We start from the raw sequence: 22,987 nt of genomic DNA, 5'->3' as shown, positions 1-22,987 counted from the left end.
ACTGGCGGCGGTGCGAGGTTCGTGGAGGGCGCGATGATCGTCGGCCGGCTCTGGTAGACCGGGGTCCGTGACGGCCGGTGAGGGGAGCGACGCGCTGTTCGCGGCGCCGCCACCGGTCGCGAAGCCGGTCGAGAAGCCCACGCAGAAGCCCTCCGAGAAGCCGCGCAAGCCCCACCGCAACGAGCGCGTGCCCGCCGTGGAGCGCCCGGTGGCACGGGTGGCCGTCGACGTGAACCTCGCCCACCTCGACCGTGCCTTCGACTACCAGGTCCCCGAGCTGCTCTCCGCCGACGCCGTCCCCGGCGCGCGGGTGCGGGTCCGCTTCGCCGGGCGGCTCGTCGACGGCTTCGTCCTCGCCCGCGAGGACACCAGCGAGCACACCGGGCGCCTGGGCTGGCTCGAGAAGGTCGTCTCGCCGGAACCGGTGCTCGGAGAGGAGCTCGCCGGCCTCTGCCGCGCCGTCGCCGACCGCTACGCCGGCACCCTCGCCGACGTCCTGCGCCTCGCCGTGCCCCCGCGCCACGCGCGCGTCGAGGCCGAGACGCCCCCGGAGCGCCCGGAACCCTGCGCGCCCGCGACCCACGGCTGGGGCGCCTACCCCCGCGGCCCGGCGCTCCTCGAGGCGCTCGAGCACGAGAGACCGGCCCACGCCGTCTGGCAGGCCCTGCCCGGCGAGGACTGGCCCGCCCGCCTCGCCGAGGCCGCCGCGACGACGGCCGTCGGCGGGCGCAGCGCGGTGATCGTGGTGCCCGACCGCCGCGACCTCGACCGCGTCCAGGCCGCCTGCGCGGCGGTCGCCGGCGAGCAGGCCGTCGTGGCGCTCGCCGCCGATCTCGGCCCCGCCGAGCGCTACCGCCGCTGGCTCGCGGTCGCCCGCGGGCAGGCCCGGATCGTCGTCGGCACCCGCGCCACCGCCTTCGCCCCGGTCACCGACCCCGGGCTGATCGTGGTGTGGGACGACGGCGACGACTCGCACGCCGAGCCCCGCGCGCCCTACCCCCACGCCCGCGACGTCGCGATGACCCGCGCCCACCGCGACGGCGCCGCCCTGCTCGTCGGCGGGTTCGCGCGCACGGCCGAGGCTGCCCTGCTCGTGTCCAGCGGCTGGGCCCACGACGTCGTCGCCGACCGCGCGACCGTCCGCGCCCGCGGCCCCCGCGTCACCGCGATCGGCGAGGACGACCGCCAGCTCCTGCGCGACCCCGCCGCGCGCGCCGCCCGCATGCCGTCGGTGGCCTTCGAGGCCGCACGCGCCGCACTGACCGCCGGTGCCCCGGTGCTCGTGCAGGTGCCCCGCAAGGGCTACCTGCCCGCCGTGGCCTGCGGGAACTGCCGCGAGCCCGCCCGCTGCCGCCGGTGTGCCGGCCCGCTCGCGCTGCCGAGCAGTCACGGCGACGCCGCCCCCGTCTGCCGCTGGTGCGGCCACCCCGACGCCGCGTACCGCTGCGGCGCCTGCGGGTCGCCGAAGCTGCGCGCGCTGGCCGTCGGGTCCGCCCGCACCGCGGAGGAGCTGGGCCGCGCGTTCCCGCAGACGGTGGTGCGCAGCTCCGGCGGCGGCGCCACGGTGCTCGACCACGTGCCCGGCGACCCGGCGCTGGTCGTCGCCACGCCGGGCGCCGAACCCGTCGCCGCGGGGGGCTACGGGGCGGCCCTGCTGCTCGACGGCGCCGTGCTGCTCGCCCGCCCCGAGCTGCGGGCGGGGGAGGAGACGCTGCGCCGGTGGTTCGCGGCCGCCGCGCTCGTCCGGCCGGCGGGCGAGGGGGGCCGGGTGGTGGTGGTCGCCGACTCGTCGACCCCGGCGGTGCAGGCCCTCGTGCGCTGGGACCCGGCCGGGTCCGCGGCGACGGAGCTCGCCGCCCGCGACGAGCTCGCCCTGCCGCCCGCGATGCGCATGGCCGCCGTCGACGGTCCGCCGCCCGCCGTCGCGGACCTCCTCGCCGCGCTGCCCACGACCGTCGAGGTGCTCGGCCCGGTCGAGCTCCCGCCCGGCACGAAGCTGCCCGGCGCCGAGGAGCGCACCGAGGGCGCCGAGCGCTGCCTGGTGCGGGTGCCGCGCACCGAGGGACGCGCCCTGGCGAAGGAGCTCCACGCCGCCCAGGCCGTCCGGTCGGCGCGCAAGGAGCGCGAGAGCGTGCGCGTCCTGCTCGACCCCCTGGACCCGCTGTGAGCACCTGTGCCAGTATTCAACTGTTAGGTTGAATAGCAGGGGAGGGTGTCATGTCCGACGAGACCGCCGCCGACCGCCACCGCCGGGTCGCGGCCGCGTTCACCCAGCGGGTGCGCGGCACCACCGACTGGGACGTCCCGGCGCCCGTGGAGGGCTGGACCGCGCGGGACGTGGTCGGGCACCTGACGTCGTGGTTCCCCGGCTTCCTGGCCGGCTCCGGCGTCACGCTCCCCGCGGGACCGGAGGCGGCGAGCGACCCGGTCGGCTCCTGGACCCACCAGACCGACGCGGTGCAGGCGCTGCTCGACGACCCGGCCGAGGCCGACCGGACGATCGAGAACCCCCACCTCGGCGCCATGACCCTCGCGGCCGCGACGAACATGATCTACACGACCGACGTCTTCATGCACACCTGGGACCTCGCCCGCGCCACCGGCCAGGACGACCGCCTCGACCCCGACGAGTGCGCCGTGCTCGTCGAGGGCATGGAGCCGATGGAGGAGCTGATCCGGGGCTCCGGCCAGTACGGGCCGCGCGTGCCGGTGCCCGACGACGCCGACGCGCAGACCCGCCTGCTGGGCTTCATCGGCCGGGACCCCGACTGGAAGCCGTGATCCCCGGAGGCTCCTAGACTGGACGGTCGAGCGATCCGCAGACGTCGGTCGCGCTTCCCGTCCAGAGAAGGACCCATGACCGTCCAGCCCCTCCGCCTGTTCGGCGACCCCGTCCTGCGGACGAAGGCCGACCCCGTCGTCGACTTCGACCGGGAGCTGCGCACCCTCGTCGCCGACCTCCACGAGACGATGCGTGACCAGGGCGGGGCCGGCCTCGCGGCGCCGCAGATCGGCGTCGGGCTGCGGGTGTTCACGTTCCGCGCGGACGACGTCGTCGGTCACATGATCAACCCGACGTGGAACGCCGCCGACGACACCGAGCAGTTCGGTCCGGAGGGCTGCCTGTCCATCCCCGGCCTGCGCTTCGACTGCCGCCGCTTCGAGCACGTCGTCGCCACCGGATGGGACATGTACGGCGAGCCGCAGACCGTCGAGGGCACGGCGCTGGTCGCCCGGGCGATCCAGCACGAGACCGACCACCTCGACGGCGTGCTCTTCCTCGACAAGCTCGACCCGGCGACGCGGCGCGAGGCCATGAAGGCGATCCGCGAGGCGCCGTGGTTCGACGCGGGGGCGCCGCCGACCGTCAAGACGAGCCCGCACCCGCTCTTCGGGCGAGCCCTGTAGCCCGGTGCGCGTCGTCTTCGCGGGTACGCCCGAGCCCGCCCTGCCCGCTCTGAAGCGCCTGCTGGACAGCCCGCGCCACGAGGTCGTCGCGGTCGTGACCCGGCCCGACGCCCCGGTCGGGCGCTCGCGCACGCCCCGGCGCAGTCCGGTCGGTGCCCTGGCCGACGAGGCCGGCGTCCCGGTGCTCACGCCGGCGAAGGCGAACGAGCCGGACTTCCTCGAGCGGTTGACGGGCCTCGCCCCCGACTGCTGCCCGGTCGTCGCCTACGGCAACCTGCTGCGCCGCGAGGCCCTCGACGTCCCGCGCCACGGCTGGGTGAACCTGCACTTCTCGCTGCTCCCGGCCTGGCGGGGGGCGGCGCCCGTGCAGGCGGCGATCCGCGCGGGCGACGAGATCACGGGCGCGAGCACCTTCGCCCTGGAGGAGGGCATGGACACGGGGCCGGTCTACGGCACGGTCACCGAGGAGATCGGCCGCCACGACACCGCGGGCGTCCTGCTCGAGCGGCTGGCGACGTCGGGCGCGGTCCTGCTGGCGAGCACGCTCGACGGCATCGAGGACGGCGAGCTCACCCCCGTGCCCCAGCCCGCCGACGGCGTCTCGTACGCGCCGAAGATCACCGTCGACGACGCCCGCGTGCCGTGGTCCCACCCCGCACCCGCCGTGGACCGCCTGATCCGCGCCGTGACGCCCGCGCCGGGGGCGTGGACGACGTTCCGGGACGCCCGCCTCAAACTGGGGCCCGTGCTCACCACCGGCGAGGGCGGCCTGGAGCCCGGCTCGATCCGGGTCGAGCGCACCCGGGTGCTCGTCGGCACCGCCGGCGCCGCCGTCGCGCTCGGCGACGTCCAGCCCCAGGGGAAGAAGGTCATGCCCGCGGTCGACTGGGCCCGGGGCGTGCGCCCCGAGGCCGGGGAGCGGCTGTCGTGACCGGGGCGAGCGAGGCGACGGGGTACTGATGGCTGACAGCTCCGTCCCGCCCGGCGGGCACCGCTCCGGGCGCGGCCCGCGCAAGAAGCACGGCGACCGCAAGGGCCGCAGCGGACCCCCGCGCGGCCGTCAGGGCCCCGGCCGCCCGCCCAGCGGCGACCCGGCGCGCGAGGCCGCGCTCGACACGCTGCGCGCGGTCCGCGAGGACGCCGCGTACGCCAACCTGACCCTGCCCCGCCTGCTGCGCGAGCGCCGGATCTCCGGGCGCGACGCGGCGCTCGCCACCGACCTCGCCTACGGCACCTGTCGCGCGCAGGGCCTGCTCGACGCCGTCCTCGGTGCCTGCTGCGACCGCCCCCTCGACGAGCTGGACGGCGTCGTCCTGGACGCGCTGCGCCTCGGCGCCCAGCAGCTGCTGCGCACCCGGATCCCCCCGCACGCCGCGGTCAGCGCGGTGGTCGAGCTGGTGCGCTCGCGGGCCGGGTCGCGGCCCACGGGGTTCGTCAACGCCGTCCTGCGCCGGGTGGCCGAGCACGACGAGGCCGCCTGGGTCGAGCGGCTCGCCCCGCCGGACGCCCTCGGGCGCCTCGCGCTCACCCACGCCCACCCGCGCTGGATCGCCGAGGTGTTCGCGCAGGCGCTGGGCAGCGACGAGGAGCTCGCGGCGGCGCTCGCCGCCGACGACGCCCGCCCCGCCGTGCACCTCGCCGCCCGCCCCGGTGAGATCTCCGCCGAGGAGCTCGCCGCGATCACCGGCGGCGACGAGTCCCCCTACTCGCCGTACGGCGTCCTGCTCACCGAGGGCGGCGACCCGGGCGAGCTCGCCCCGGTCCGCGAGGGCCTCGCCGTCGTCCAGGACGAGGGCAGCCAGCTGGTGGCGCTGGTGGCCTCCCGCGCGCCGGTCGCCGGCGACGACACCCGCTGGCTCGACCTCTGCGCGGGCCCGGGCGGCAAGGCCGTGATGCTCGGCGCGCTCGCCGCGATCGAGGGCGCCACGCTCGACGCCGTGGACCGCGCGCCCCACCGCGCGCGGCTCGTCGAGCAGGCCACCGAGGGCCTGCCGGTGCGGGTCCACGCCGGCGACGCCCGCGAGATCGTGCTGCCCGAGGAGGCGTACGACCGCGTGCTGGTCGACGCCCCGTGCACCGGGCTGGGCGCGCTGCGCCGCCGCCCCGAGGCGCGCTGGCGCCGGCAGCCCGAGGACGTCGCCGAGCTCACCGAGCTCCAGCGCAGCCTGCTGCGCGCCGCCCTCGAGCGCACGCGCCCCGGCGGCGTCGTCACCTACGCGACGTGCTCCCCGCACCCCGAGGAGACCACCGCTGTCGTCACCGCCGTCGCGGCCGAGACCGGCGCGGAGCTGCTCGACACCGCCGCGCTGCTGCCCGAGGTGCCCGACACCGCCGTCCCGGGTGACGGTCCCGGCGTCCAGCTGTGGCCGCACCGCCACGGCACCGACGCCATGTACGCCGCCGTCCTGCGCAGGGTCTGACCGCACGGACCAACCGGGCGACTACCATCCGTCACGTGGCGCGTCCCCCCATGATCGCTCCGAGCATCCTGTCCGCGGACTTCGCACGCCTCAAGGAGGAGGCGGACGCGGTGCCCGGGGCGGACTGGCTGCACGTCGACGTCATGGACGGGCACTTCGTCCCCAACCTCACGCTGGGGCTGCCCGTCGTCGAGGCGCTGGAGCGGGCGACGGACATCCCGCTCGACTGCCACCTCATGATCAACGACCCGGACCGCTGGGCCCCCGGCTACGCCGAGGCCGGGTCGCGCAACGTCACCGTGCACGCCGAGGCGGCGCACGACCCGCGCAAGCTCTCCCGCGACATCCGCGCCGCCGGGGCGCTCGCCGGCCTCTCGGTCAAGCCGCGCACCCCGCTCGAGGACTGGGTCGAGGTGCTGCGCGACTACGACACGCTGCTCGTGATGAGCGTCGAGCCGGGCTTCGGCGGGCAGAAGTTCATGCCCGAGGTGCTCGACAAGGTGCGCACCGCGCGGCGGCTCGTCGACACCGGCCACCTCAACGTCATCGTCGAGATCGACGGCGGGATCAGCCGCGACACCATCGAGCAGGCCGCCGAGGCGGGCGTCGACTGCTTCGTGGCGGGCTCGGCGGTGTACGGCGCCGACGACCCCGAGCGGGCGGTCGAGGCCCTGCGCGACCAGGCCGTGCGGGCGTCCGCGCACCTCGGGCAGGGGTGAGAGCGGCATCACCACGGTGGTACTGCCGCCGGGGCGCGTCGTGAGGATGATGGCGGGGCGGGCACCGGGGCCCAGACGAGCTGAGGAGACCGCAGTGTTCACGGGGATCGTCGAGGAGGTCGGCGAGATCGTCGACGTCGTCACGACGGAGGACGCGGCGCGGCTGCGCGTGCGCGGCCCCCTGGTCACCTCCGACGCCCGCCCCGGTGACTCGATCTCGGTCAACGGCGTCTGCCTGACGGTCGTCGACCCCGAGACCGGCGAGTTCGGCGTCGACGTCATGGGCGAGACGCTGCGGCGCTCCTCCCTGGCGGGCGCCACCGCGGGCACCCGGGTCAACCTCGAACGGGCCGTGGCCGCCGGCGACCGGCTGGGCGGCCACATCGTCCAGGGTCACGTCGACGGCACCGCCACCGTCGCCGAGCGCGTCGAGCACGAGCAGTGGACCACCGTCCGCTTCCGGGTCGAGAGCGGCCTGACCCGGTACGTCGTCGAGAAGGGCTCGATCGCCGTCGACGGGGTCAGCCTCACGGTCACCGAGGTCGACGACGACTCCTTCGCCGTCGGTCTCATCCCGACCACACTGCGCGAGACGACCCTGGGGGAGCGGACCGTGGGATCCACGGTCAACCTCGAGGTCGACGTGGTCGCCAAGTACGTCGAGCGCCTCGTGGGAGCCCACACCGCGGGCACGTCACAGGGGAAGTAGGAGCAGGTGGAGGGCTTCGAGCACATCGAGCGCGCGATCGCGGACATCGCGGCGGGCAAGGCCGTGGTCGTCGTCGACGACGAGGACCGCGAGAACGAGGGCGACCTCGTGTTCGCCGCGGAGTGCGCGACGCCGGAGCTCGTGTCGTTCATGGTGCGCTACACGTCGGGGTACATCTGCGTGCCGCTGACGGGCGAGTCGTGCGACCGGCTCGACCTGCCGCCCGCGCACTCGATCAACCAGGACCGCCACGGCACCGCGTACACGGTGTCGGTCGACGCCCGCGAGGGCATCGGCACCGGCATCTCGGGCACCGACCGGGCGCACACCATCCGCGTGCTCGCGAACCCGGAGTCCGGCCCCACCGACCTCTCGCGCCCCGGCCACGTCGTGCCGCTGCGCGCCCGCGACGGCGGCGTGCTGCGCCGCCCCGGGCACACCGAGGCCGCGGTCGACCTCGCGCGCCTGGCCGGGCTCGAGCCCGCCGGCGCGATCTGCGAGATCGTCTCGCAGAAGGACGACGGCGACATGGCGCGCTTCGACGAGCTGCAGGTCTTCGCCGACGAGCACGAGCTCTCGCTCATCACGATCAAGGACCTGATCGCCTACCGGCGCCGCTCGGAGAAGCAGGTCGTCCAGGTCGCGCACGCCAACATCCCGACCGACCACGGCACGTTCGTCGCCTACGGCTACGACTCGCTGCTCGACGGCATCGAGCACGTCGCGCTCGTGCACGGGGAGATCGGCGACGGCGAGGACGTGCTCGTGCGCGTCCACTCCGAGTGCCTCACCGGCGACGTCCTGCGCTCGCGGCGCTGCGACTGCGGGCCCCAGCTCGACGCGGCGATGGCGGCGGTCGTCGCCGAGGGCCGCGGCGTCGTGCTCTACGTGCGGGGTCACGAGGGCCGCGGGATCGGCCTGATCCACAAGCTGCAGGCCTACCAGCTGCAGGACGCCGGCGCGGACACCGTCGACGCCAACCTCGCGCTCGGCATGCCCGCCGACGCCCGCGACTACGGCACCGGCGCGCAGATCCTCGCCGACCTCGGCATCAAGTCGATGCGCCTGCTCACCAACAACCCGGAGAAGCGCGCCGGGCTCGAGGGCTACGGGCTCGAGATCCTCGGGCGCGTCTCGCTCCCGGCCCGCGCGACCCCGGAGAACCTGCGCTACCTGCGCACCAAGCGCGACCGCATGGGCCACGACCTCGAGGGCCTCGACTCCGAGGACGACGGCGTCGTCGCCCAGCCGCCGGCCGACGGCACCGACCGGCCGGCCGTCGGCGGGACCCGGGCGTGAGCGGCGAGGGCCGCCCGGAGCCGGAGGTCCCCGACGCGGCGGGTCTGACGCTCGGCATCGCCGTGACGCGCTGGAACTCGGCGATCACCGACGTGCTCCTCGAGCGCGCCCGCGACGCGGCGGCGAAGGCCGGCGTCGCCGAGCCGACGGTGGTGCGCGTCGCCGGGGCCATGGAGCTGCCGGTGGTCTGCCAGGGGCTCGCGGACGGCCACGACGCGGTCGTCGGGCTCGGCGTCGTCATCCGCGGCGAGACCCCGCACTTCGACTACGTCTGCGACGCCGTCACCGCGGGCCTCCTGCGCGTCGGCCTCGACGCCCGCACGCCCGTGGGCAACGGGGTGCTGACCGTCAACGAGGAGCCGCAGGCCTGGGCGCGCGCCGGCACGCCGCAGTCGAGCGAGGACAAGGGCTTCGAGGCCGTCGTCGCGGCGCTGGACGCGGCGCTGTCGTTGCGGAAGTTGGCGCGATGACCGGGCCCGTCGTCCCGCCCGAGGCCCTCGACCTCGGCGAGGTCGAGCTCGAGGTCCGCCCGGTGCGCATCCGCTGGGTCGCCTGGGTGCTCGCGATCTTCCTGTTCGCGTTCTTCGGCACCGGCGCGCTGCTGGTGTTCGTCGAGTCGTCGGGCTTCACGTTCCGCCCCGCCGACCAGGTCGCCATGGTCGTGCTCGGCACGATCCTCGCCGGCGGCGCGCTGCTGTTCACGCGTCCCCGGCTGCGCGCGGGGCCCGGCGGCGTCGAGGTGCGCGCCACGATCCTCACCCGCCGGGTGCCGTGGTCGGAGGTCGTGGCCGTGAGCTTCCCCGACGGCGCCCAGTTCGCCCGGCTCGACCTCCCGGACGACGAGTACCTGACGATCTCGGCGCTGCAGGCCGTCGACCGGGGGCACGCGGCGCGCGGGGTCAGCGCGCTGCGGAAACTGCACGCGCAGTACCACTGATGGCCGTGTACGACGCGCTCTTCCGCCACGTCGCGACGCGGGTGCCCGCCGAGCTGACCCACCGCGTCGGCGTCACCGCGCTGCGGGCGGCGACGCCGGTGCTGCCGGCTTCCTCCGCGGAGGCAGCGCCCATCGAGGCGATGGGCCTGCGCTTCGCCAACCCGCTGGGCGTCGCCGCGGGCTACGACAAGGACGCCGAGGGCGTGCGCGGGCTCGCGCGCCTGGGCTTCGGCGCGGTCGAGGTCGGCACCGTCACCGCGCGCCCGCAGCCGGGCAACCCGCGCCCGCGGCTCTTCCGCCTGCCCGCCGACCGGGCGCTGGTCAACCGGATGGGCTTCAACAACGCCGGCGCCGACGTCGTCGCCGCGCGGCTCGCGACCCTGCGCGAGAAGGGCGCCGGGACCGTCGTCGGGGTCAACATCGGGCGCTCCAAGACCGCCACCGACGCCGTCGCCGACTACCGGTACTCGGCGCGGATCCTCGGCCCGCACGCCGACTACGTCGTCGTCAACGTCAGCTCGCCGAACACGCCCGGGCTGCGCGACCTGCAGGGCGTCGACGCGCTCGAGCCGCTGCTCGCCGCGGTGCGCGCCGAGGTGGGCGCGACGCCGCTGCTGGTGAAGATCACCGCGGACCTCGACGACGAGGGCGTCGACGCCGTCGCCGACCTGGCGCTCGCGCAGGGTCTGGACGGGATCGTCGCCACGAACACGACGGTGGCGCGCACGGGCCTGGCCACGCCGGCCGACGTGGTCGCCGCGGCGGGCTCGGGCGGGCTGTCGGGCGCCCCGCTGGTCGGTCCGGCCCGCGCCGTGCTCGCCAGGCTGCGCGAGCGCGTGGGCGACCGGCTGACGCTCGTCTCGGTCGGCGGCATCGACACCGCGGGGGAGGCGCGCGCCCGCCTCGAGGCCGGCGCGACGCTCGTCCAGGCCTACACCGGGTTCGTCTACGGCGGCCCGGCGTGGCCGCGGCGGGTGCTGCGCGAACTCGGCGCCTGACGGGCACCCTGGACGACGTGACCGCCCCGTTGCGCGCCCCCGCCCGCCGGCCCCAGGTCGTGCTCTTCGACCTCTTCGAGACGTGCCTGCAGCTCGAGGCCCTGCGGCCCCGGTTCGAGGCGCTCGGGCGCCCGGGCGACGAGTGGGAGCTGTTCTTCGCGCGGCTGCTGCACCAGGGCATGGCGATGACGCTCGCGGGCGGGGCGCCGCCGTTCGCGGTGGTCGCCGCCGACATGCTGCGGCGCACCAGCGGGCGCGACCTCACCGACGAGCAGGTCGCCTCGGTGCTCGACGGCTTCCGCGAGCTGCCCGTGCACCCGGACGTGGCGCCGGCGCTGCGCCGTCTCGCCGAGGCCGGGGTGCCGGCGTACGGGTTCACGCACGGCTCGGCGGAGGTCGCGGGCGCGGCCCTGACCGCCGGCGGGGTGCGGGACCTGCTCACCGACGTCATGTCGTGCGCCGAGCTCGCGATGTTCAAGCCGCCGCCCGCGGTCTACCACTGGGCGTGCGACCGGATCGCCACGCCGCCGGCGCGCACCGCCCTGGTCGCCGTGCACTCCTGGGACGTGCACGGCGCGGTCTCGGCGGGGATGGTCGGGGCGTTCTGCGAGCGCCTCGAGGGCCGGATCCCCGACGCCGTCGCCCTCCCCCACGTCACCGGCCCGGCGCTCGACGACGTCGTCGAGGGCCTCCTCGCCCTGCCCTCCGAACCGACCCCCTGAGCCACCCTCACCCGGCGGTGACGGGGGGCGCGGGCAGACTGGGGCTCCACCACGATCACGTCACTGATCACGGAGGTTCCTCGGTGTCCACCACCACCGGTCCCGACCGCCGCACGGTCCTCTGCGGGCTCGCCGTCGCGCTCGCCGCGCCGGGTGCGCTCGCCGCCTGCTCGTCCGGGGAGGCGCCGAGCGGCGGGACGGCGGCCCCGGCGCCCGCCCCGGGCACCTCGCCCGGCGCCGCACCGACGGCCGGCGGCACGCCCGTCGCGCAGATCCCGGTCGGCGGCGGCACGATCGCCACGGTCGGCGACCGGGAGATCCTCCTCGTGCAGCCCACCGCCGGGCAGTTCAAGGGCTTCGACGCGTCGTGCCCGCACCAGGGCACCACGGTCGACCCGCCCGAGAACGGCGTCATCACCTGCCCCAACCACTTCAGCCAGTTCGACGCCGCCACCGGCGCGCTGCGCAAGGGGCCCGCAGACACCGGGCTGACCGAGGTGCCCGTCACCGTCGTGGACGGGACGGTGCAGGTGTCCTGACCGGCGCACTCGCCCTGCACGCCCTGTGGTCCCCGGGGCGCGGCGTCTGCCTCTGGGCCGAGGACCCCGAGCTCCCCGCCCGCAGCACCAGCCGCGCCCGCCGGGGCGCCCGCCCGCACCCGTTCGCGGTGCCGGCCGAGCGCCTCGCCGCCGTGTGGGGCACCGCGAGCGCCACGGCGGGCGTCGCCGTCCTCGCCCTGCCCTCGGACCCGGACGCCCCGCGAGACTCCGACGATCTCGACCGCGGCGAGACCGGCCCCGACGCCGGCGCCCCGGTGCTCGCCGACTGGACCGTCCCGGTGCTCGAGCTCCCGCCCGGCGCCGCGCCCCCGGTCCCGCCGGACGGGGCGCGGACGAGCCCCTCGGTGGCCGCGCTGCGCGCCGTCGACGCCCTCGCCGACGACCTCGTCACCCGGGGCCGCCTGCTGCCGGAGCCCGACGAGGGCTCCCTGGTCTGGCGCCCGGTCCTCCAGGGCCCCGACCTCGTCGCCGCCGACACCCTCGCCGCGGCGCTGCCGCCGGTGTGCCGCTGCGAGCGCGTGCCGGGGGAGGAGCCGCCGAGCGCGTCGGCGGTCGTGGAGGCCGCGCTCGCCGCCGCCGTCGACGCCCACGCGCGCCACCGCATCACCGGGACCGAGGAGCTCGCCGCCGCCCCGGACTGGGTGCACGCCCTCGGCGACGAGCCCGTGCTCGGCGACCCCGCGCCGCCCGACGCGCTCGCCGCCGGGCTGCGCCGCTGGGCCGTCGTCGGCGCCCCGCACGCCGGCCCGGCACGGGCGTCGTTCCGGCTGGACGAGGTGGTCGCGGACGAGTTCCACCACGCGCTCGACGACCCCGAGCCGGTCTTCCGGCTGACGTTCGCGCTGCAGTCGGCGCAGGACCCGAGCCTCACCGTCGACGCCGACACCGTGTGGCGCGACCCGACGGCCCTGCGGCGCTGGCTCGACGACCCCGCCGAGGTGCTGCTCGGCGAGCTCGGACGCGCCGCCCGCGTCTACCCCGAGCTCGCCGAGGCCCTGCGCGTCCCGCGTCCCGGCGGCATGGACCTCGACCTCGCCGGCGCGCACCACTTCCTCGCCCACGTCGCCGCCGACCTCGACCGCGCCGGGTTCGGCGTCCTGCTCCCGGCGGGCTGGCGGGCCGGTCCCGCGCGGCTGGGCCTCGCGGCGGCGGGCGGGCACGCCGAGCGCCCGGACGGCGTCGTCGACACCGGCGCGAAGATCGGCAAGGACGACCTCGTCGACTTCTCCTGGCGCCTCGCGGTCGACGGCGAGGAGCTCACCAACGAGGAGATGGACGCCCTGGTGCGGGCCAAGGCGCCGCTGGTGCGCCTGCGCGGGCGCTGGGTGGCCCTCGACCCCGACCGCCTGCGCGACGGCCTCGCCTTCCTCGCCGAGCGGCGCGACCGCCCGACCGTCGGCGACGTGCTGCACCTCGCGACGACGCACCCCGACGACGTCCCCGCGCCCCTGCCCGTCGAGTCGCTGCGCCTCGACGGCGAGCTCGGCGACCTCCTCGCCGGCGGCACCACGCTCGAGCCCCTCGACACCCCGCCCGGGGTGCGCGCGACCCTGCGCCCCTACCAGCGCCGCGGGCTGTCGTGGCTCGCGTTCCTCGCGGGTCTGCGGCTGGGCGGGGTGCTCGCCGACGACATGGGTCTGGGCAAGACGCTGCAGGTGCTGGCGCTGGAGGCCCACGAGCGCGCCGGCGAGGACCCGGGCCCCACCCTTCTCGTCTGCCCCACCTCCGTCGTCTCCACGTGGGCCCGCGAGGCCGCGCGGTTCGTGCCGGAACTGCGGGTCGCGGTGCACCACGGCGCCGGGCGCGCCGACCCCGCCGCGAAGGCCGCCGACGCCGACCTCGTCGTGACGTCCTACGGCACGCTCGTCCGCGACACCGACGACCTCGGCGACATCGCCTGGCACCGCGTGGTGCTCGACGAGGCCCAGATGGTCAAGAACAACCGCTCGCGCGGCGCGAAGGCCGTCCGGCGCCTCGACGCCGAGCACCGCCTCGCCCTGACCGGGACACCCGTCGAGAACCGCCTCGCCGAGCTCTGGTCGATCATGGACGCGGTGAACCCGGGCATGCTCGGGAGCGCCACCGCCTTCCGCGAGCGCTACGCCGTGCCCGTCGAGCGCCACGGCCGGGTCGACGTCGCCGAGGACCTCCGCAAGCGCACCCGCCCGTTCCTGCTGCGACGGCTCAAGACCGACCCCACCGTCGTCGACGACCTCCCCGAGAAGATCGAGACGGTCGAGCGCTGCGGCCTGACCGGGGAGCAGGCGTCGCTGTACCGGGTCGTCGTCGACGAGATGCTCGAGAAGCTCGACGATGTCGAGCCCGGCATCGAGCGCCGGGGTCGCGTGCTCGCCGCGATGACCAAGCTCAAGCAGGTCTGCGACCACCCCGCCCTGCTGCTGCACGACGGGTCCCCGATGGGCCGGCGCTCCGGGAAGATCGCGCGGCTCGAGGAGATCCTCGCCGAGGTGCTGGCGGCGGGGGACAGGGCGCTGCTGTTCACCCAGTTCGCGGCGTTCGGCGACATGCTCGCCCCGCACCTCGCCGCCCGCTTCGACACCGAGGTCGCCTGGCTGCACGGCGGGGTCTCGCGCAAGGCCCGGGACACGATGGTCGAGCGGTTCCAGTCCGGGGACGGGCCCTCGCTCTTCCTGCTCTCGCTACGCGCCGGGGGCACGGGGATCACGCTCACGGCCGCCCAGCACGTCGTGCACCTCGACCGCTGGTGGAACCCCGCCGTCGAGGACCAGGCCACCGACCGCGCGTTCCGCATCGGCCAGAAGCGCACCGTGGGGGTCCGCAAGCTCGTGTGCGCGGGCACGCTGGAGGAGCGGATCGACGAGCTCGTCGCGAACAAGCGCGCGCTCGCCGACCTCGCGGTGCGCGACGGCGAGGACTGGCTCACCGACCTGTCCACCGACGAGCTCGCGAAGGTGCTGACGCTGGACGCGGAGGCCGAGGACCTGGAGGAGGTGGACGACGACGATGGTGCGTGAGACGCGCTCCGGGCCCCGCTTCTCCGAACGCTTCCCCGAGAAGTTCACCGAGTTCGGCAAGCGCAAGCCCGTCGAGGACGGCATCGTCGCCCGCAGCCGCCGCGGCGACATCGGCGAGTCCTGGTGGTCGGGGCGCTTCCTCGCGGTGCTCACCGAGCTCGGCGTCGGCGGGCGCCTGTCGCGCGGGAAGACCTACGCGCGGGCCGGGCAGGTCGTCGACCTCGCCATCGAGCCCGGCGCGATCACCGCCACCGTCCAGGGCAGCCGCGACGAGCCCTACCGCGCCCGCCTCGGGCTGCGGCCGTTCGCCGACGAGGCGTGGGACGCGGTGCTCGACGCGCTGGCCGCCGACTCCTGGTACGCGGCCGCCCTGCTCGCGGGCGAGGTCCCCGACGACCTCGAGGACGTCCTCGCCCGCGTCGGCCTCTCGCTCTTCCCACAGGGCTCGTCCGAGCTGCCGATGGACTGCTCGTGCCCCGACTGGTCGGTGCCCTGCAAGCACCTCGCCGCGGTCGCCTACCTCGCCGCCGAGGAGTTCGACGTCGACCCGTTCGCGCTGCTGCGCTGGCGGGGCCGCGACCGCGCGACCCTGCTCGCCGCGCTGCGCGACCGCCGTGACGCGGGCGCCGGTGCACCGACCGCCCTCGAGGACCTGCTCGACCGCTTCCACCGCCCGGGGGTGCCGGTGCCCGGACCGCCCGAGCGGCCCGCGTCGGCCCCCGCGCCGCCGCCGGACGCCCTGCTCGACGAGCTGCCGCGCCTCGCCCTCGACGACGGGACCGACGCCCGCGACGTGCTGCGCCCGCTGTACCGGCGGCTCGGCGAGCCGGGTGTCGGTGAGGTGGGGTAGGACTGGACGGGTGCAGCCCGATCACGCCACCGAGCCGCTGACGATCCTGATGATGGTCGCGCACCCCGACGACATCGACTTCGGCAACGGCGGCTCGGTCGCCACCTGGACGGGCGAGGGCCACCGGGTCGTGTACTGCCTGATCACCGACGGCGACGCGGGCGGCTTCGACGAGGACGTCAGCCGCACCGACATGGCGACCATCCGCCGCGACGAGCAGCGGGCCGCCGGCGCGATCCTCGGGGTGGAGGAGTTCCACTTCCTCGGCTGGCCCGACGGCCGGCTGTACGTCACCCACGAGCTGCGCCGCGACCTCGCCCGCGTCATCCGCCAGGTGCGCCCCGACCGCGTGGTCACCCAGTCCCCGACGCGCAACCTGCGCTCCATGTACGGCAGCCACCCGGACCACACCGCGGCCGGCGAGGCCGTGATGTGCGCGGTCTACCCCGACGCCCGCAACCCGTTCGCCCACCCCGAGCTGCTCGCCGAGGAGGGCCTCGACGCCCACACGGTCTCCGAGGTCTGGATCAGCCACATGGGCGAGGGCGCCGACCTCTACGTCGACACCACCGACGCCTTCGAGCGCAAGGTCGAGGCCCTGCGGGCGCACAAGAGCCAGACGGCGCACATGGACGACCTGCGCGGCCGGATGTGGGGCTGGGGCCGCTCGCAGGCCAAGTCGGCGGAGTTCGGCCCGGAGCGGACCGCCGAGGGCTATATCGTCCTCGACACCCGCTAGGCCGCCACCGAACGGGTGATCTACCCGACGAGGTGAGCTACGCAACGTCAATCGCGGTTTACGGACGGTGCGCGAGCGGTCAGCCTGGGAGGTGCCGCGAGGGGCCGACGTCGTTCCCACCAGAGGACGTCGGCACCGCTCCCCGGCCGTAGAGGAGAACCCCATGAGCGACCTCCAGTGGCTCGGCAACCGGGTCCAGATGCAGGACATCGACGACACGGACCTCACCTACCTCCAGTGGCGCCGGCCGTGGCACGGCTCCCTGCGCGGCTACCTCGTCGTCAGCTCCGAGGAGCGCGCGCTCGTCGAGTCCGCGGTGGAGGAGGCGACCGACGGCCGTCGCGACCACCCCCGTCTCGACGCCGCCGGCCAGCCCACCGACCTCGAGGCCTTCTTCGCGGAGGTGCTCGGCCGCACGCCGGGCGAGCCCGCGCCGGTGGACGCCACGCCCTCCGCCTGACCCCCGAGTCCGACCCACGGGACTCACCAGCGGCCCGCGAGCCCGTCGGCTCGCGGGCCGTCGTCGTCTCCGCTCGGCATGAGGGCGCCGACTCCTTCGTGGAGATGCTTCGGTTTCCGAAGCATTTCCTCCGAAGAGAAGACGTCCTCGTCGCGACCGGCCCGGCCCGTCGGCGGCCCCGGCCAGACCAACGCGGCGCGCCGGGGAGGGCGTCTACTTTCTGAGGGAGATGCTTCGGTTTCCGAAGCGTTTCCACCGAAGAGAAGACGTCCTCCGACCTTCTCCGAAAGCCGCCCCGACCGCGGCGTCTCGCCCGTAGCGTCAGCGACGGACCAGGGGAGGCGCCGGTGGACGAGGCGGAGCTGCGGGCTTGGCTCGAGCGGGACCGTCTCGAGGCCCGCCGGTGGCCCACCGAGGCGCTCGTCGGCAGGCTCGCGGTCGTCCTCCGACGCCATCAGCACGAGCAGGCGCGGCTCCTCGGGCTGCGGGAGGTCGAGCTCGCCTGCCTCCAGCTCGTCGACCGCCCGCGGGCGATCTCGATGACGGCGCTCGCCGAGCGGCTGGGGCTCAGCCGGGCGGCGACGACGGCGGTGGTCGACCGGCTGGTGGCCCTCGGGCGGGCCGTGCGGTGGCAGGACGAGGAGGACCGGCGCCGGACCGTCGTCGCGGCGGTCGCGCCGCCGGGGGAGACGGCGCCGTGGCGGCGGCTCACCGAGCAGCTCGCCGCCCGCCAGGACGGGTTCACGGACGACGAGCTGCGGGTCGTCGCGCGGTGGATCGTGGCGATGGGCGACGAGCTGCACGTGCGCGCTGCCGGCCTCACCGACGCCCGCGACCGTCTCGCGCGCCGTGACCGTCCCACCACGGCGCGTACGAACCTGTACTCCAGTGTTGATTCGGATCACGGGCTGTCCTAGGTTCCGGACTCGAATCCGTACCCGAGTACGGGTTCGAGGACCCTGGGAGAGGACGGCGATGAGCGCCCCGGACTACCGCAAAGGACTCCACGACCTCGGCCAGGGATGTCATGCCTGGCTGCAGCCCGACGGGAGCTGGGGCTGGAGCAACGCCGGGCTGATCACGGGCTCGGGGACCTCGCTGCTCGTCGACACGCTGTTCGACCTCCCGCTCACCCGGGAGATGCTGGACGGCCTGCGCCCGGTCACCGACGCGCACCCGCTGGGGACGCTGGTCAACACGCACTCCGACCCCGACCACATCAACGGCAACGAGCTCGTCGCCTCGCGGGACGTCGAGATCCTCGCGTCCGCCGCGGCCGCCGAGCTGATCACGCAGGAGACCGTCGACGCGGTCGCGCTCGTGAAGAAGCTCGACGGGACCCTCGGCGACTTCGCGCGGCACATCTTCGGCCCGTTCGCGCTGGACGGGATCACCGCGACCGGCCCCGACCGCACCTTCACCGGCGAGGAGAGCGTCGACGTCGGCGGGCGCGAGGTCCGGCTGATCCAGGTCGGCCCCGCCCACACCCCCGGCGACGCGATCGTCCACGTGCCCGACGCCCGCCTGCTCTACGCCGGCGACATCCTGTTCGTCGGCGGCACCCCGATCGCCTGGGCCGGGCCGATCGACCGCTGGATCGCGGCCCTCGACCTCATCCTCGACCTCGACGTGACGGTGATCGTTCCCGGACACGGGCCGGTCAGCGGGAAGGCCGAGGTCTCGCTGATGCGCGAGTACCTCGTGACGGTCCAGACCCAGGCCCGGCAGCGTTACGAGGACGGGCTCGACGTCGACGCGGCGATCGACACGATCGAGCTCGGGAAGTTCGCGGAGCTCCCGGAGCACGGGCGCCTCGCCCAGAACGTGCTCAACGTCTACCAGCAGCTGGACCCGACGATCCCGCGCCCGGACCGGCTCACCGTGCTCACCAAGATCGCCGCGCTCGAGGGCTTCGCGCCCGACACCTTCAGCACAGCGACCTCCTGACACCGACAAGGACCCGACCATGACCGTTCGCACCACCCACGTGGGCAGCCTGCCCCGGCCCGACGCGCTGACGCGGCTGATGTACCTCCACCAGGAGGGCACGGGGGACGAGGCCGAGCTCGAGGCCGCGATCACCGACGCCGTGCACGATGTCGTCGCCATGCAGCACGGCGCGGGCATCGACGTCGTCACCGACGGCGAGATGGGCAAACCGGGCTTCGTCAACTACGTCCGCGAGCGGCTCGAGGGCTTCGGCGGACAGGCCGGCGCCTGGAGCATCGACGACCTCGAGGGCACGCCCGAGCTGGCGATCGCGCAGTACGGCGGGGAGGCCGGGGCGCACATCATGCCGGCGAACTGCGAGGGCCCGGTGCGCTACGTCGGCGCCGCGGCCGTGCAGCGCGACGTCGACACCCTCAAGCTCGCGCTGGACAAGGTCGGCCACACGGGCTCGGGCGGCGCGTTCATGCCGTCGGCGTCGCCCGGCTGCATCGCGACCTGCAGCCCGAACCTGCACTACGCCGACTACGACAGCTACCTCGACGCCCTCGCCGATGCGATGGCCGAGGAGTACCGCGCGATCGTCGACGCCGGCCTGATCCTGCAGCTCGACTGCCCGGACATCCCGATGGCGGGCCACACCCAGTTCTGGTGCCGGGACGAGGTCCAGCGCCGCGGGCTCGTGGGCTTCGCCGAGCGGCACGTGGCGGCGATCGACCGGGCGCTCGAGGGCATCGACCCCTCGCGGGTCCGGCTGCACCTGTGCTGGGGCAACTACGAGGGCCCGCACCACCTCGACGCCCCGCTCGCCGAGCTGCTCCCGCCGGTCCTCGCCGGCTCGCCCCGGATGATCTCGTTCGAGGGCGCCAACCCGCGCCACGAGCACGAGTGGGCCGACGTCGCGGCGCTCGCGATCCCCGACGACAAGGTGCTCCTGCCCGGTGTCGTCGACACGCTCAACAACATCGTCGAGCACCCGCGGCTGATCGCCCAGCGCCTCGAGCGCTACGCGGGGATCGTCGGGCCGGAGCGGGTGATCGCGAGCACCGACTGCGGGTTCGGGACCTTCGTGGGCTTCGGCCGGGTCGGCGCGCAGGTCGCGGAGATGAAGCTGCGGGCGATGGCGGAGGGCGCGGCGCTGGTCAGCGTCTGACGGCGGTCACGGGCCGTGGTGGCGCCCCCTCGGCGAACAGGGTGTCACCACGGCGACACGCCGCGACGCGCCGGAGACACGCCGGGCGACACGCCGATTCCACCCATCCGGGTGCACGCCGAACAGCCGGACGGACGCGCCTACGCTGGGGGTCATCATGGCCGACCCGCAGACGTACCGACCCGCGCCGGGGACCATCCCGGAGGCGCCCGGCGTGTACCGGTTCTCCGACGAGAACGGGCGCGTCATCTACGTGGGCAAGGCCAAGAGCCTGCGCAGCAGGCTCAACTCCTACTTCGCCGACATCGCCGGGCTGCACCCCCGCACGCGCCGGATGGTGACGTCCGCGGCGGCGGTGCAGTGGACCGTGGTCCACACCGAGGTCGAGGCCCTCCAGCTCGAGTACAACTGGATCAAGGAGTACGACCCGCGGTTCAACGTCCGCTACCGCGACGACAAGACCTATCCGGTCCTCGCGGTGACGCTGAACGAGGAGTACCCGCAGCTGCGGGTCTACCGGGGCCCGCGCCGCAAGGGCGTGCGCTACTTCGGCCCGTACGCCCACGCCTGGGCGATCCGCGAGACGGTCAAGCTCCTCACCCGGGTGTTCCCGGCCCGCCAGTGCTCCGGCGGGGTGTTCAAGCGCCACGGCCAGATCGGGCGCCCGTGCATGCTCGGCTACATCGACAAGTGCGCGGCGCCCTGCGTCGGCCGGGTCGACGCGGACGAGCACCGCCAGATCGTCAACGACTTCTGCGACTTCCTCGCCGGGCACACCGACCAGCTGATCGGCCGCATCGAGAAGGACATGCAGGTCGCCGCGGCCGACATGGACTTCGAGAAGGCCGCGCGGCTGCGCGACGACGCCGGCGCGCTCAAGCGGGTCGTCGAGAAGCAGGCGGTGGTCCTCGGCGACGGCACCGACGCCGACGTCGTCGCGTTCGCCACGGACGAGCTCGAGGCCGCGGTCCAGGTGTTCCACGTCCGCGGCGGGCGCGTGCGGGGCCAGCGCGGCTGGGTCGTCGAGACCGAGGCGGACAGCGACGTCGCCGACCTGGTCGGCCAGTTCCTCTCGCAGTTCTACGGCGAGCAGGCCGCGCTCGCGGGCTCGGCCGACGACGCGGTGCAGCCCGTGCCGCGCGAGGTGCTCGTCCCCGCCATGCCGCCCGACTCCGCCGCGATCTCCCAGTGGCTCTCGGAGCTGCGGGGCTCACGGGTGTCGCTGCGCGTCGCCCAGCGCGGCGACAAGCGCACGCTCGCCGAGACCGTCGAGCGCAACGCCGCCGAGGAGCTCACCCGGCACAAGCTGCGCCGCGCCGGCGACCTCACCGCCCGCAGCGCGGCGCTCGAGGAGCTCCAGGAGCAGCTGGGCCTCGACACCGCGCCCCTGCGCATCGAGTGCACCGACGTCTCGCACGTCCAGGGCTCCGACGTCGTCGCGAGCCTCGTGGTGTTCGAGGACGGGTTGGCGAAGAAGGCCGACTACCGGCGCTACTCGATCCGCGGCGGCGCGGAGGGCGGCGACGTCGCGGCGATCGCCGAGGTGGTGCGCCGCCGGTTCTCCCGCTACCTCAAGGAGACCGCCGAGGACGCGCCCGACCACACCGACACGGCGTGCGCGGGGGAGACCAGCGACGGTGCCCCGGCGTCGGGCGAGATCGACCCCGCCGACGACGGACCGCTGCCGGGCATCGACCCGACCACCGGGCGCCCGCGGAAGTTCGCCTACCCGCCGAACCTGCTGGTCGTCGACGGCGGTGCGCCGCAGGTGGCGGCGGCCGCCGAGGTGCTCGGCGAGCTCGGGGTCACCGACGTCGCCGTGGTCGGGCTGGCCAAGCGCCTCGAGGAGGTCTGGCTGCCCGGCGAGGAGGACCCGGCGATCCTGCCGCGCCAGAGCGAGGCGCTCTACCTGCTCCAGCGCATCCGCGACGAGGCGCACCGCTTCGCGATCACCTACCACCGCCAGAAGCGCTCGACGCGGATGACCGCGTCCGCGCTCGACGGGGTGCCCGGGCTCGGCGAGGCCCGGCGCACCGCCCTGCTCAAGCACTTCGGCTCGGTCAAGAAGCTGCGCGCCGCCTCGGTCGAGGCCATCACCGAGGTGCCCGGCGTCGGCCGGCGCACCGCGGAGGCCGTGCTGGCGGCACTGAACGACGGGGGGAGCACATGACCGGACGCGCGGAGCACCCCGCGCACCCGGGCGGGATCGAGGTCGCGATCGTCTCGGGGCTCTCGGGGGCCGGGCGCAGCACGGCCGCCAAGGTCCTCGAGGACCTCGGCTGGTTCGTCGTGGACAACCTGCCGCCCGAGCTCATCGAGACCATGGTCGACCTCGGCGCCCGCTCGTCGGGCCAGGTCACCCGCATCGCGGTGGTGATGGACGTGCGCAGCCGCGCGTTCACCCACGACCTCGGGGCCGTCATCAAGGAGCTGGACGCGCGCGGCCACCGCCCGCGCGTGCTGTTCCTGGACGCCTCCGACGCGGTGCTCATCCGGCGCTTCGAGGCCAACCGCCGCTCGCACCCGCTGCAGGGCGACGGGCGCCTCTCCGACGGCATCCGCGCCGAGCGCGAGCTGCTCGCCCCGCTGCACGACCAGGCCGACCTGGTCGTCGACACCTCGGCCCGCTCGGTGCACCAGCTGCGCGCAGCCATCGAGGCGGCGTTCGGCGACGCCGCGGTCGACGTCGGCCACAGCGTCACCGTCGTCTCGTTCGGCTACAAGCACGGCCTGCCGCCGGACGCCGACCTCGTCGTCGACATGCGGTTCCTGCCGAACCCGCACTGGATCCCCGAGCTGCGCGAGCACGACGGGCGCGAGGACGTGGTCCGCGACTACGTGCTCTCCCAGGAGGGCGCCGAGGAGTTCCTCGACCGCTACCTCGAGCTGCTGCGCCTCGTGGGTGCGGGCTACCGGCGCGAGGGCAAGCGGTACCTGACCGTCGCGGTCGGCTGCACGGGCGGCAAGCACCGCAGCGTCGCGGTCGCCGAGGAGCTCGCCCGCCGCATGTCCGGCGAGGACGGCGTGAGCGTGACGGTGTCGCACCGCGACGTGGGGCGCGAGTGAGCCC

General features: G+C 75.3%; 22 protein-coding genes. All 22 read left to right on the top strand.

Going from position 1 to position 22,987, the window contains the following annotated elements; genetic code table 11:
* The first annotated feature begins 67 nt into the window (after positions 1 to 67).
* The 22 genes from EV188_RS31165 to rapZ all read left to right on the top strand — a co-directional run bounded on the left by EV188_RS31165 (position 68) and on the right by rapZ (position 22,983).
* Entirely contained in the window at positions 68 to 2,167 is a 2,100-nt protein-coding gene (locus tag EV188_RS31165) for a primosomal protein N' (protein ID WP_133830237.1), read from the top strand.
* A 50-nt stretch (positions 2,168 to 2,217) separates the two neighbouring features.
* Positions 2,218 to 2,781, top strand: a complete 564-nt coding sequence (locus EV188_RS31160) for a TIGR03086 family metal-binding protein (protein ID WP_133830236.1) — start codon at positions 2,218 to 2,220, stop codon at positions 2,779 to 2,781.
* A gap of 75 nt (positions 2,782 to 2,856) precedes the next feature.
* Positions 2,857 to 3,408 (top strand): peptide deformylase, encoded by a 552-nt coding sequence (gene def / locus EV188_RS31155; protein WP_133830235.1) that lies wholly within the window; start codon positions 2,857 to 2,859, stop codon positions 3,406 to 3,408.
* A 4-nt stretch (positions 3,409 to 3,412) separates the two neighbouring features.
* Entirely contained in the window at positions 3,413 to 4,339 is a 927-nt protein-coding gene (gene fmt / locus EV188_RS31150) for a methionyl-tRNA formyltransferase (protein ID WP_133830234.1), read from the top strand.
* A gap of 28 nt (positions 4,340 to 4,367) precedes the next feature.
* On the top strand, positions 4,368 to 5,828 hold the full coding sequence (locus EV188_RS31145; RefSeq protein ID WP_133830233.1) for an RsmB/NOP family class I SAM-dependent RNA methyltransferase: 1,461 nt from the start codon (positions 4,368 to 4,370) through the stop codon (positions 5,826 to 5,828).
* Between the two features lie 35 nt (positions 5,829 to 5,863).
* Positions 5,864 to 6,547: a ribulose-phosphate 3-epimerase gene (gene rpe / locus EV188_RS31140; RefSeq protein ID WP_243742133.1), complete on the top strand. Its 684-nt coding sequence runs from the start codon at positions 5,864 to 5,866 to the stop codon at positions 6,545 to 6,547.
* A 94-nt stretch (positions 6,548 to 6,641) separates the two neighbouring features.
* A complete protein-coding gene (locus EV188_RS31135) occupies positions 6,642 to 7,256 on the top strand; it encodes a riboflavin synthase (RefSeq protein WP_133830232.1) in 615 nt (204 codons plus the stop codon).
* 6 nt (positions 7,257 to 7,262) lie between these two features.
* On the top strand, positions 7,263 to 8,555 hold the full coding sequence (locus EV188_RS31130; protein WP_133830231.1) for a bifunctional 3,4-dihydroxy-2-butanone-4-phosphate synthase/GTP cyclohydrolase II: 1,293 nt from the start codon (positions 7,263 to 7,265) through the stop codon (positions 8,553 to 8,555).
* Positions 8,552 to 9,025 carry a 6,7-dimethyl-8-ribityllumazine synthase gene (ribH, locus tag EV188_RS31125; protein ID WP_133830230.1) on the top strand — a complete coding sequence of 158 codons (474 nt, stop codon included), beginning with the start codon at positions 8,552 to 8,554 and terminating at the stop codon, positions 9,023 to 9,025. Before EV188_RS31130 ends, ribH begins: the two co-directional genes overlap by 4 nt.
* The gene (locus EV188_RS31120; protein WP_133830229.1) at positions 9,022 to 9,492 is read left to right on the top strand and encodes a PH domain-containing protein; all 471 of its coding nucleotides are present in this window, start codon (positions 9,022 to 9,024) and stop codon (positions 9,490 to 9,492) included. The genes ribH and EV188_RS31120 overlap by 4 nt, the downstream gene beginning before the upstream one ends.
* On the top strand, positions 9,492 to 10,490 hold the full coding sequence (locus EV188_RS31115) for a quinone-dependent dihydroorotate dehydrogenase (protein WP_133830228.1): 999 nt from the start codon (positions 9,492 to 9,494) through the stop codon (positions 10,488 to 10,490). The genes EV188_RS31120 and EV188_RS31115 overlap by 1 nt, the downstream gene beginning before the upstream one ends.
* Before the next feature lie 17 nt (positions 10,491 to 10,507).
* Entirely contained in the window at positions 10,508 to 11,212 is a 705-nt protein-coding gene (locus EV188_RS31110; RefSeq protein ID WP_133830227.1) for an HAD family hydrolase, read from the top strand.
* An 83-nt stretch (positions 11,213 to 11,295) separates the two neighbouring features.
* The gene (locus EV188_RS31105; RefSeq protein ID WP_133830226.1) at positions 11,296 to 11,751 is read left to right on the top strand and encodes a Rieske (2Fe-2S) protein; all 456 of its coding nucleotides are present in this window, start codon (positions 11,296 to 11,298) and stop codon (positions 11,749 to 11,751) included.
* 128 nt (positions 11,752 to 11,879) lie between these two features.
* Entirely contained in the window at positions 11,880 to 14,768 is a 2,889-nt protein-coding gene (locus EV188_RS31100) for a DEAD/DEAH box helicase (RefSeq protein WP_243742132.1), read from the top strand.
* On the top strand, positions 14,758 to 15,618 hold the full coding sequence (locus EV188_RS31095) for an SWIM zinc finger family protein (protein WP_133830225.1): 861 nt from the start codon (positions 14,758 to 14,760) through the stop codon (positions 15,616 to 15,618). Before EV188_RS31100 ends, EV188_RS31095 begins: the two co-directional genes overlap by 11 nt.
* 10 nt (positions 15,619 to 15,628) lie before the next feature.
* Positions 15,629 to 16,357 carry a PIG-L deacetylase family protein gene (locus EV188_RS31090; RefSeq protein WP_243742131.1) on the top strand — a complete coding sequence of 243 codons (729 nt, stop codon included), beginning with the start codon at positions 15,629 to 15,631 and terminating at the stop codon, positions 16,355 to 16,357.
* Positions 16,358 to 16,520: 163 nt separating this feature from the next.
* The gene (locus EV188_RS31085) at positions 16,521 to 16,817 is read left to right on the top strand and encodes a hypothetical protein (protein ID WP_133830224.1); all 297 of its coding nucleotides are present in this window, start codon (positions 16,521 to 16,523) and stop codon (positions 16,815 to 16,817) included.
* A 347-nt stretch (positions 16,818 to 17,164) separates the two neighbouring features.
* Positions 17,165 to 17,734: a MarR family winged helix-turn-helix transcriptional regulator gene (locus EV188_RS31080; protein WP_133830223.1), complete on the top strand. Its 570-nt coding sequence runs from the start codon at positions 17,165 to 17,167 to the stop codon at positions 17,732 to 17,734.
* 58 nt (positions 17,735 to 17,792) lie between these two features.
* Entirely contained in the window at positions 17,793 to 18,764 is a 972-nt protein-coding gene (locus EV188_RS31075; RefSeq protein WP_133830222.1) for an MBL fold metallo-hydrolase, read from the top strand.
* A 19-nt stretch (positions 18,765 to 18,783) separates the two neighbouring features.
* Positions 18,784 to 19,917, top strand: a complete 1,134-nt coding sequence (locus EV188_RS31070; protein ID WP_133830221.1) for a cobalamin-independent methionine synthase II family protein — start codon at positions 18,784 to 18,786, stop codon at positions 19,915 to 19,917.
* A 157-nt stretch (positions 19,918 to 20,074) separates the two neighbouring features.
* Positions 20,075 to 22,087, top strand: coding sequence for an excinuclease ABC subunit UvrC (gene uvrC, locus EV188_RS31065; RefSeq protein ID WP_133830220.1), 2,013 nt, complete (start codon positions 20,075 to 20,077; stop codon positions 22,085 to 22,087).
* Positions 22,084 to 22,983, top strand: a complete 900-nt coding sequence (gene rapZ, locus EV188_RS31060) for an RNase adapter RapZ (protein ID WP_166660187.1) — start codon at positions 22,084 to 22,086, stop codon at positions 22,981 to 22,983. Before uvrC ends, rapZ begins: the two co-directional genes overlap by 4 nt.
* Positions 22,984 to 22,987: the final 4 nt, after the last annotated feature.

Source organism: Actinomycetospora succinea (genome assembly GCF_004363095.1).
Classification (GTDB): domain Bacteria; phylum Actinomycetota; class Actinomycetes; order Mycobacteriales; family Pseudonocardiaceae; genus Actinomycetospora; species Actinomycetospora succinea.
This window is presented reverse-complemented; position numbering and strand designations above follow the sequence as displayed.

Coding starts and splice junctions, on each gene's coding strand:
- EV188_RS31160 (WP_133830236.1), top strand. CDS start 2,218: ATGTCCGACGAGACCGCCGCCGACCGCCACCGCCGGGTCGCGGCCGCG.
- def (WP_133830235.1), top strand. CDS start 2,857: ATGACCGTCCAGCCCCTCCGCCTGTTCGGCGACCCCGTCCTGCGGACG.
- EV188_RS31145 (WP_133830233.1), top strand. CDS start 4,368: ATGGCTGACAGCTCCGTCCCGCCCGGCGGGCACCGCTCCGGGCGCGGC.
- EV188_RS31120 (WP_133830229.1), top strand. CDS start 9,022: ATGACCGGGCCCGTCGTCCCGCCCGAGGCCCTCGACCTCGGCGAGGTC.
- EV188_RS31115 (WP_133830228.1), top strand. CDS start 9,492: ATGGCCGTGTACGACGCGCTCTTCCGCCACGTCGCGACGCGGGTGCCC.
- EV188_RS31095 (WP_133830225.1), top strand. CDS start 14,758: ATGGTGCGTGAGACGCGCTCCGGGCCCCGCTTCTCCGAACGCTTCCCC.
- EV188_RS31085 (WP_133830224.1), top strand. CDS start 16,521: ATGAGCGACCTCCAGTGGCTCGGCAACCGGGTCCAGATGCAGGACATC.
- EV188_RS31075 (WP_133830222.1), top strand. CDS start 17,793: ATGAGCGCCCCGGACTACCGCAAAGGACTCCACGACCTCGGCCAGGGA.
- EV188_RS31070 (WP_133830221.1), top strand. CDS start 18,784: ATGACCGTTCGCACCACCCACGTGGGCAGCCTGCCCCGGCCCGACGCG.
- uvrC (WP_133830220.1), top strand. CDS start 20,075: ATGGCCGACCCGCAGACGTACCGACCCGCGCCGGGGACCATCCCGGAG.
- rapZ (WP_166660187.1), top strand. CDS start 22,084: ATGACCGGACGCGCGGAGCACCCCGCGCACCCGGGCGGGATCGAGGTC.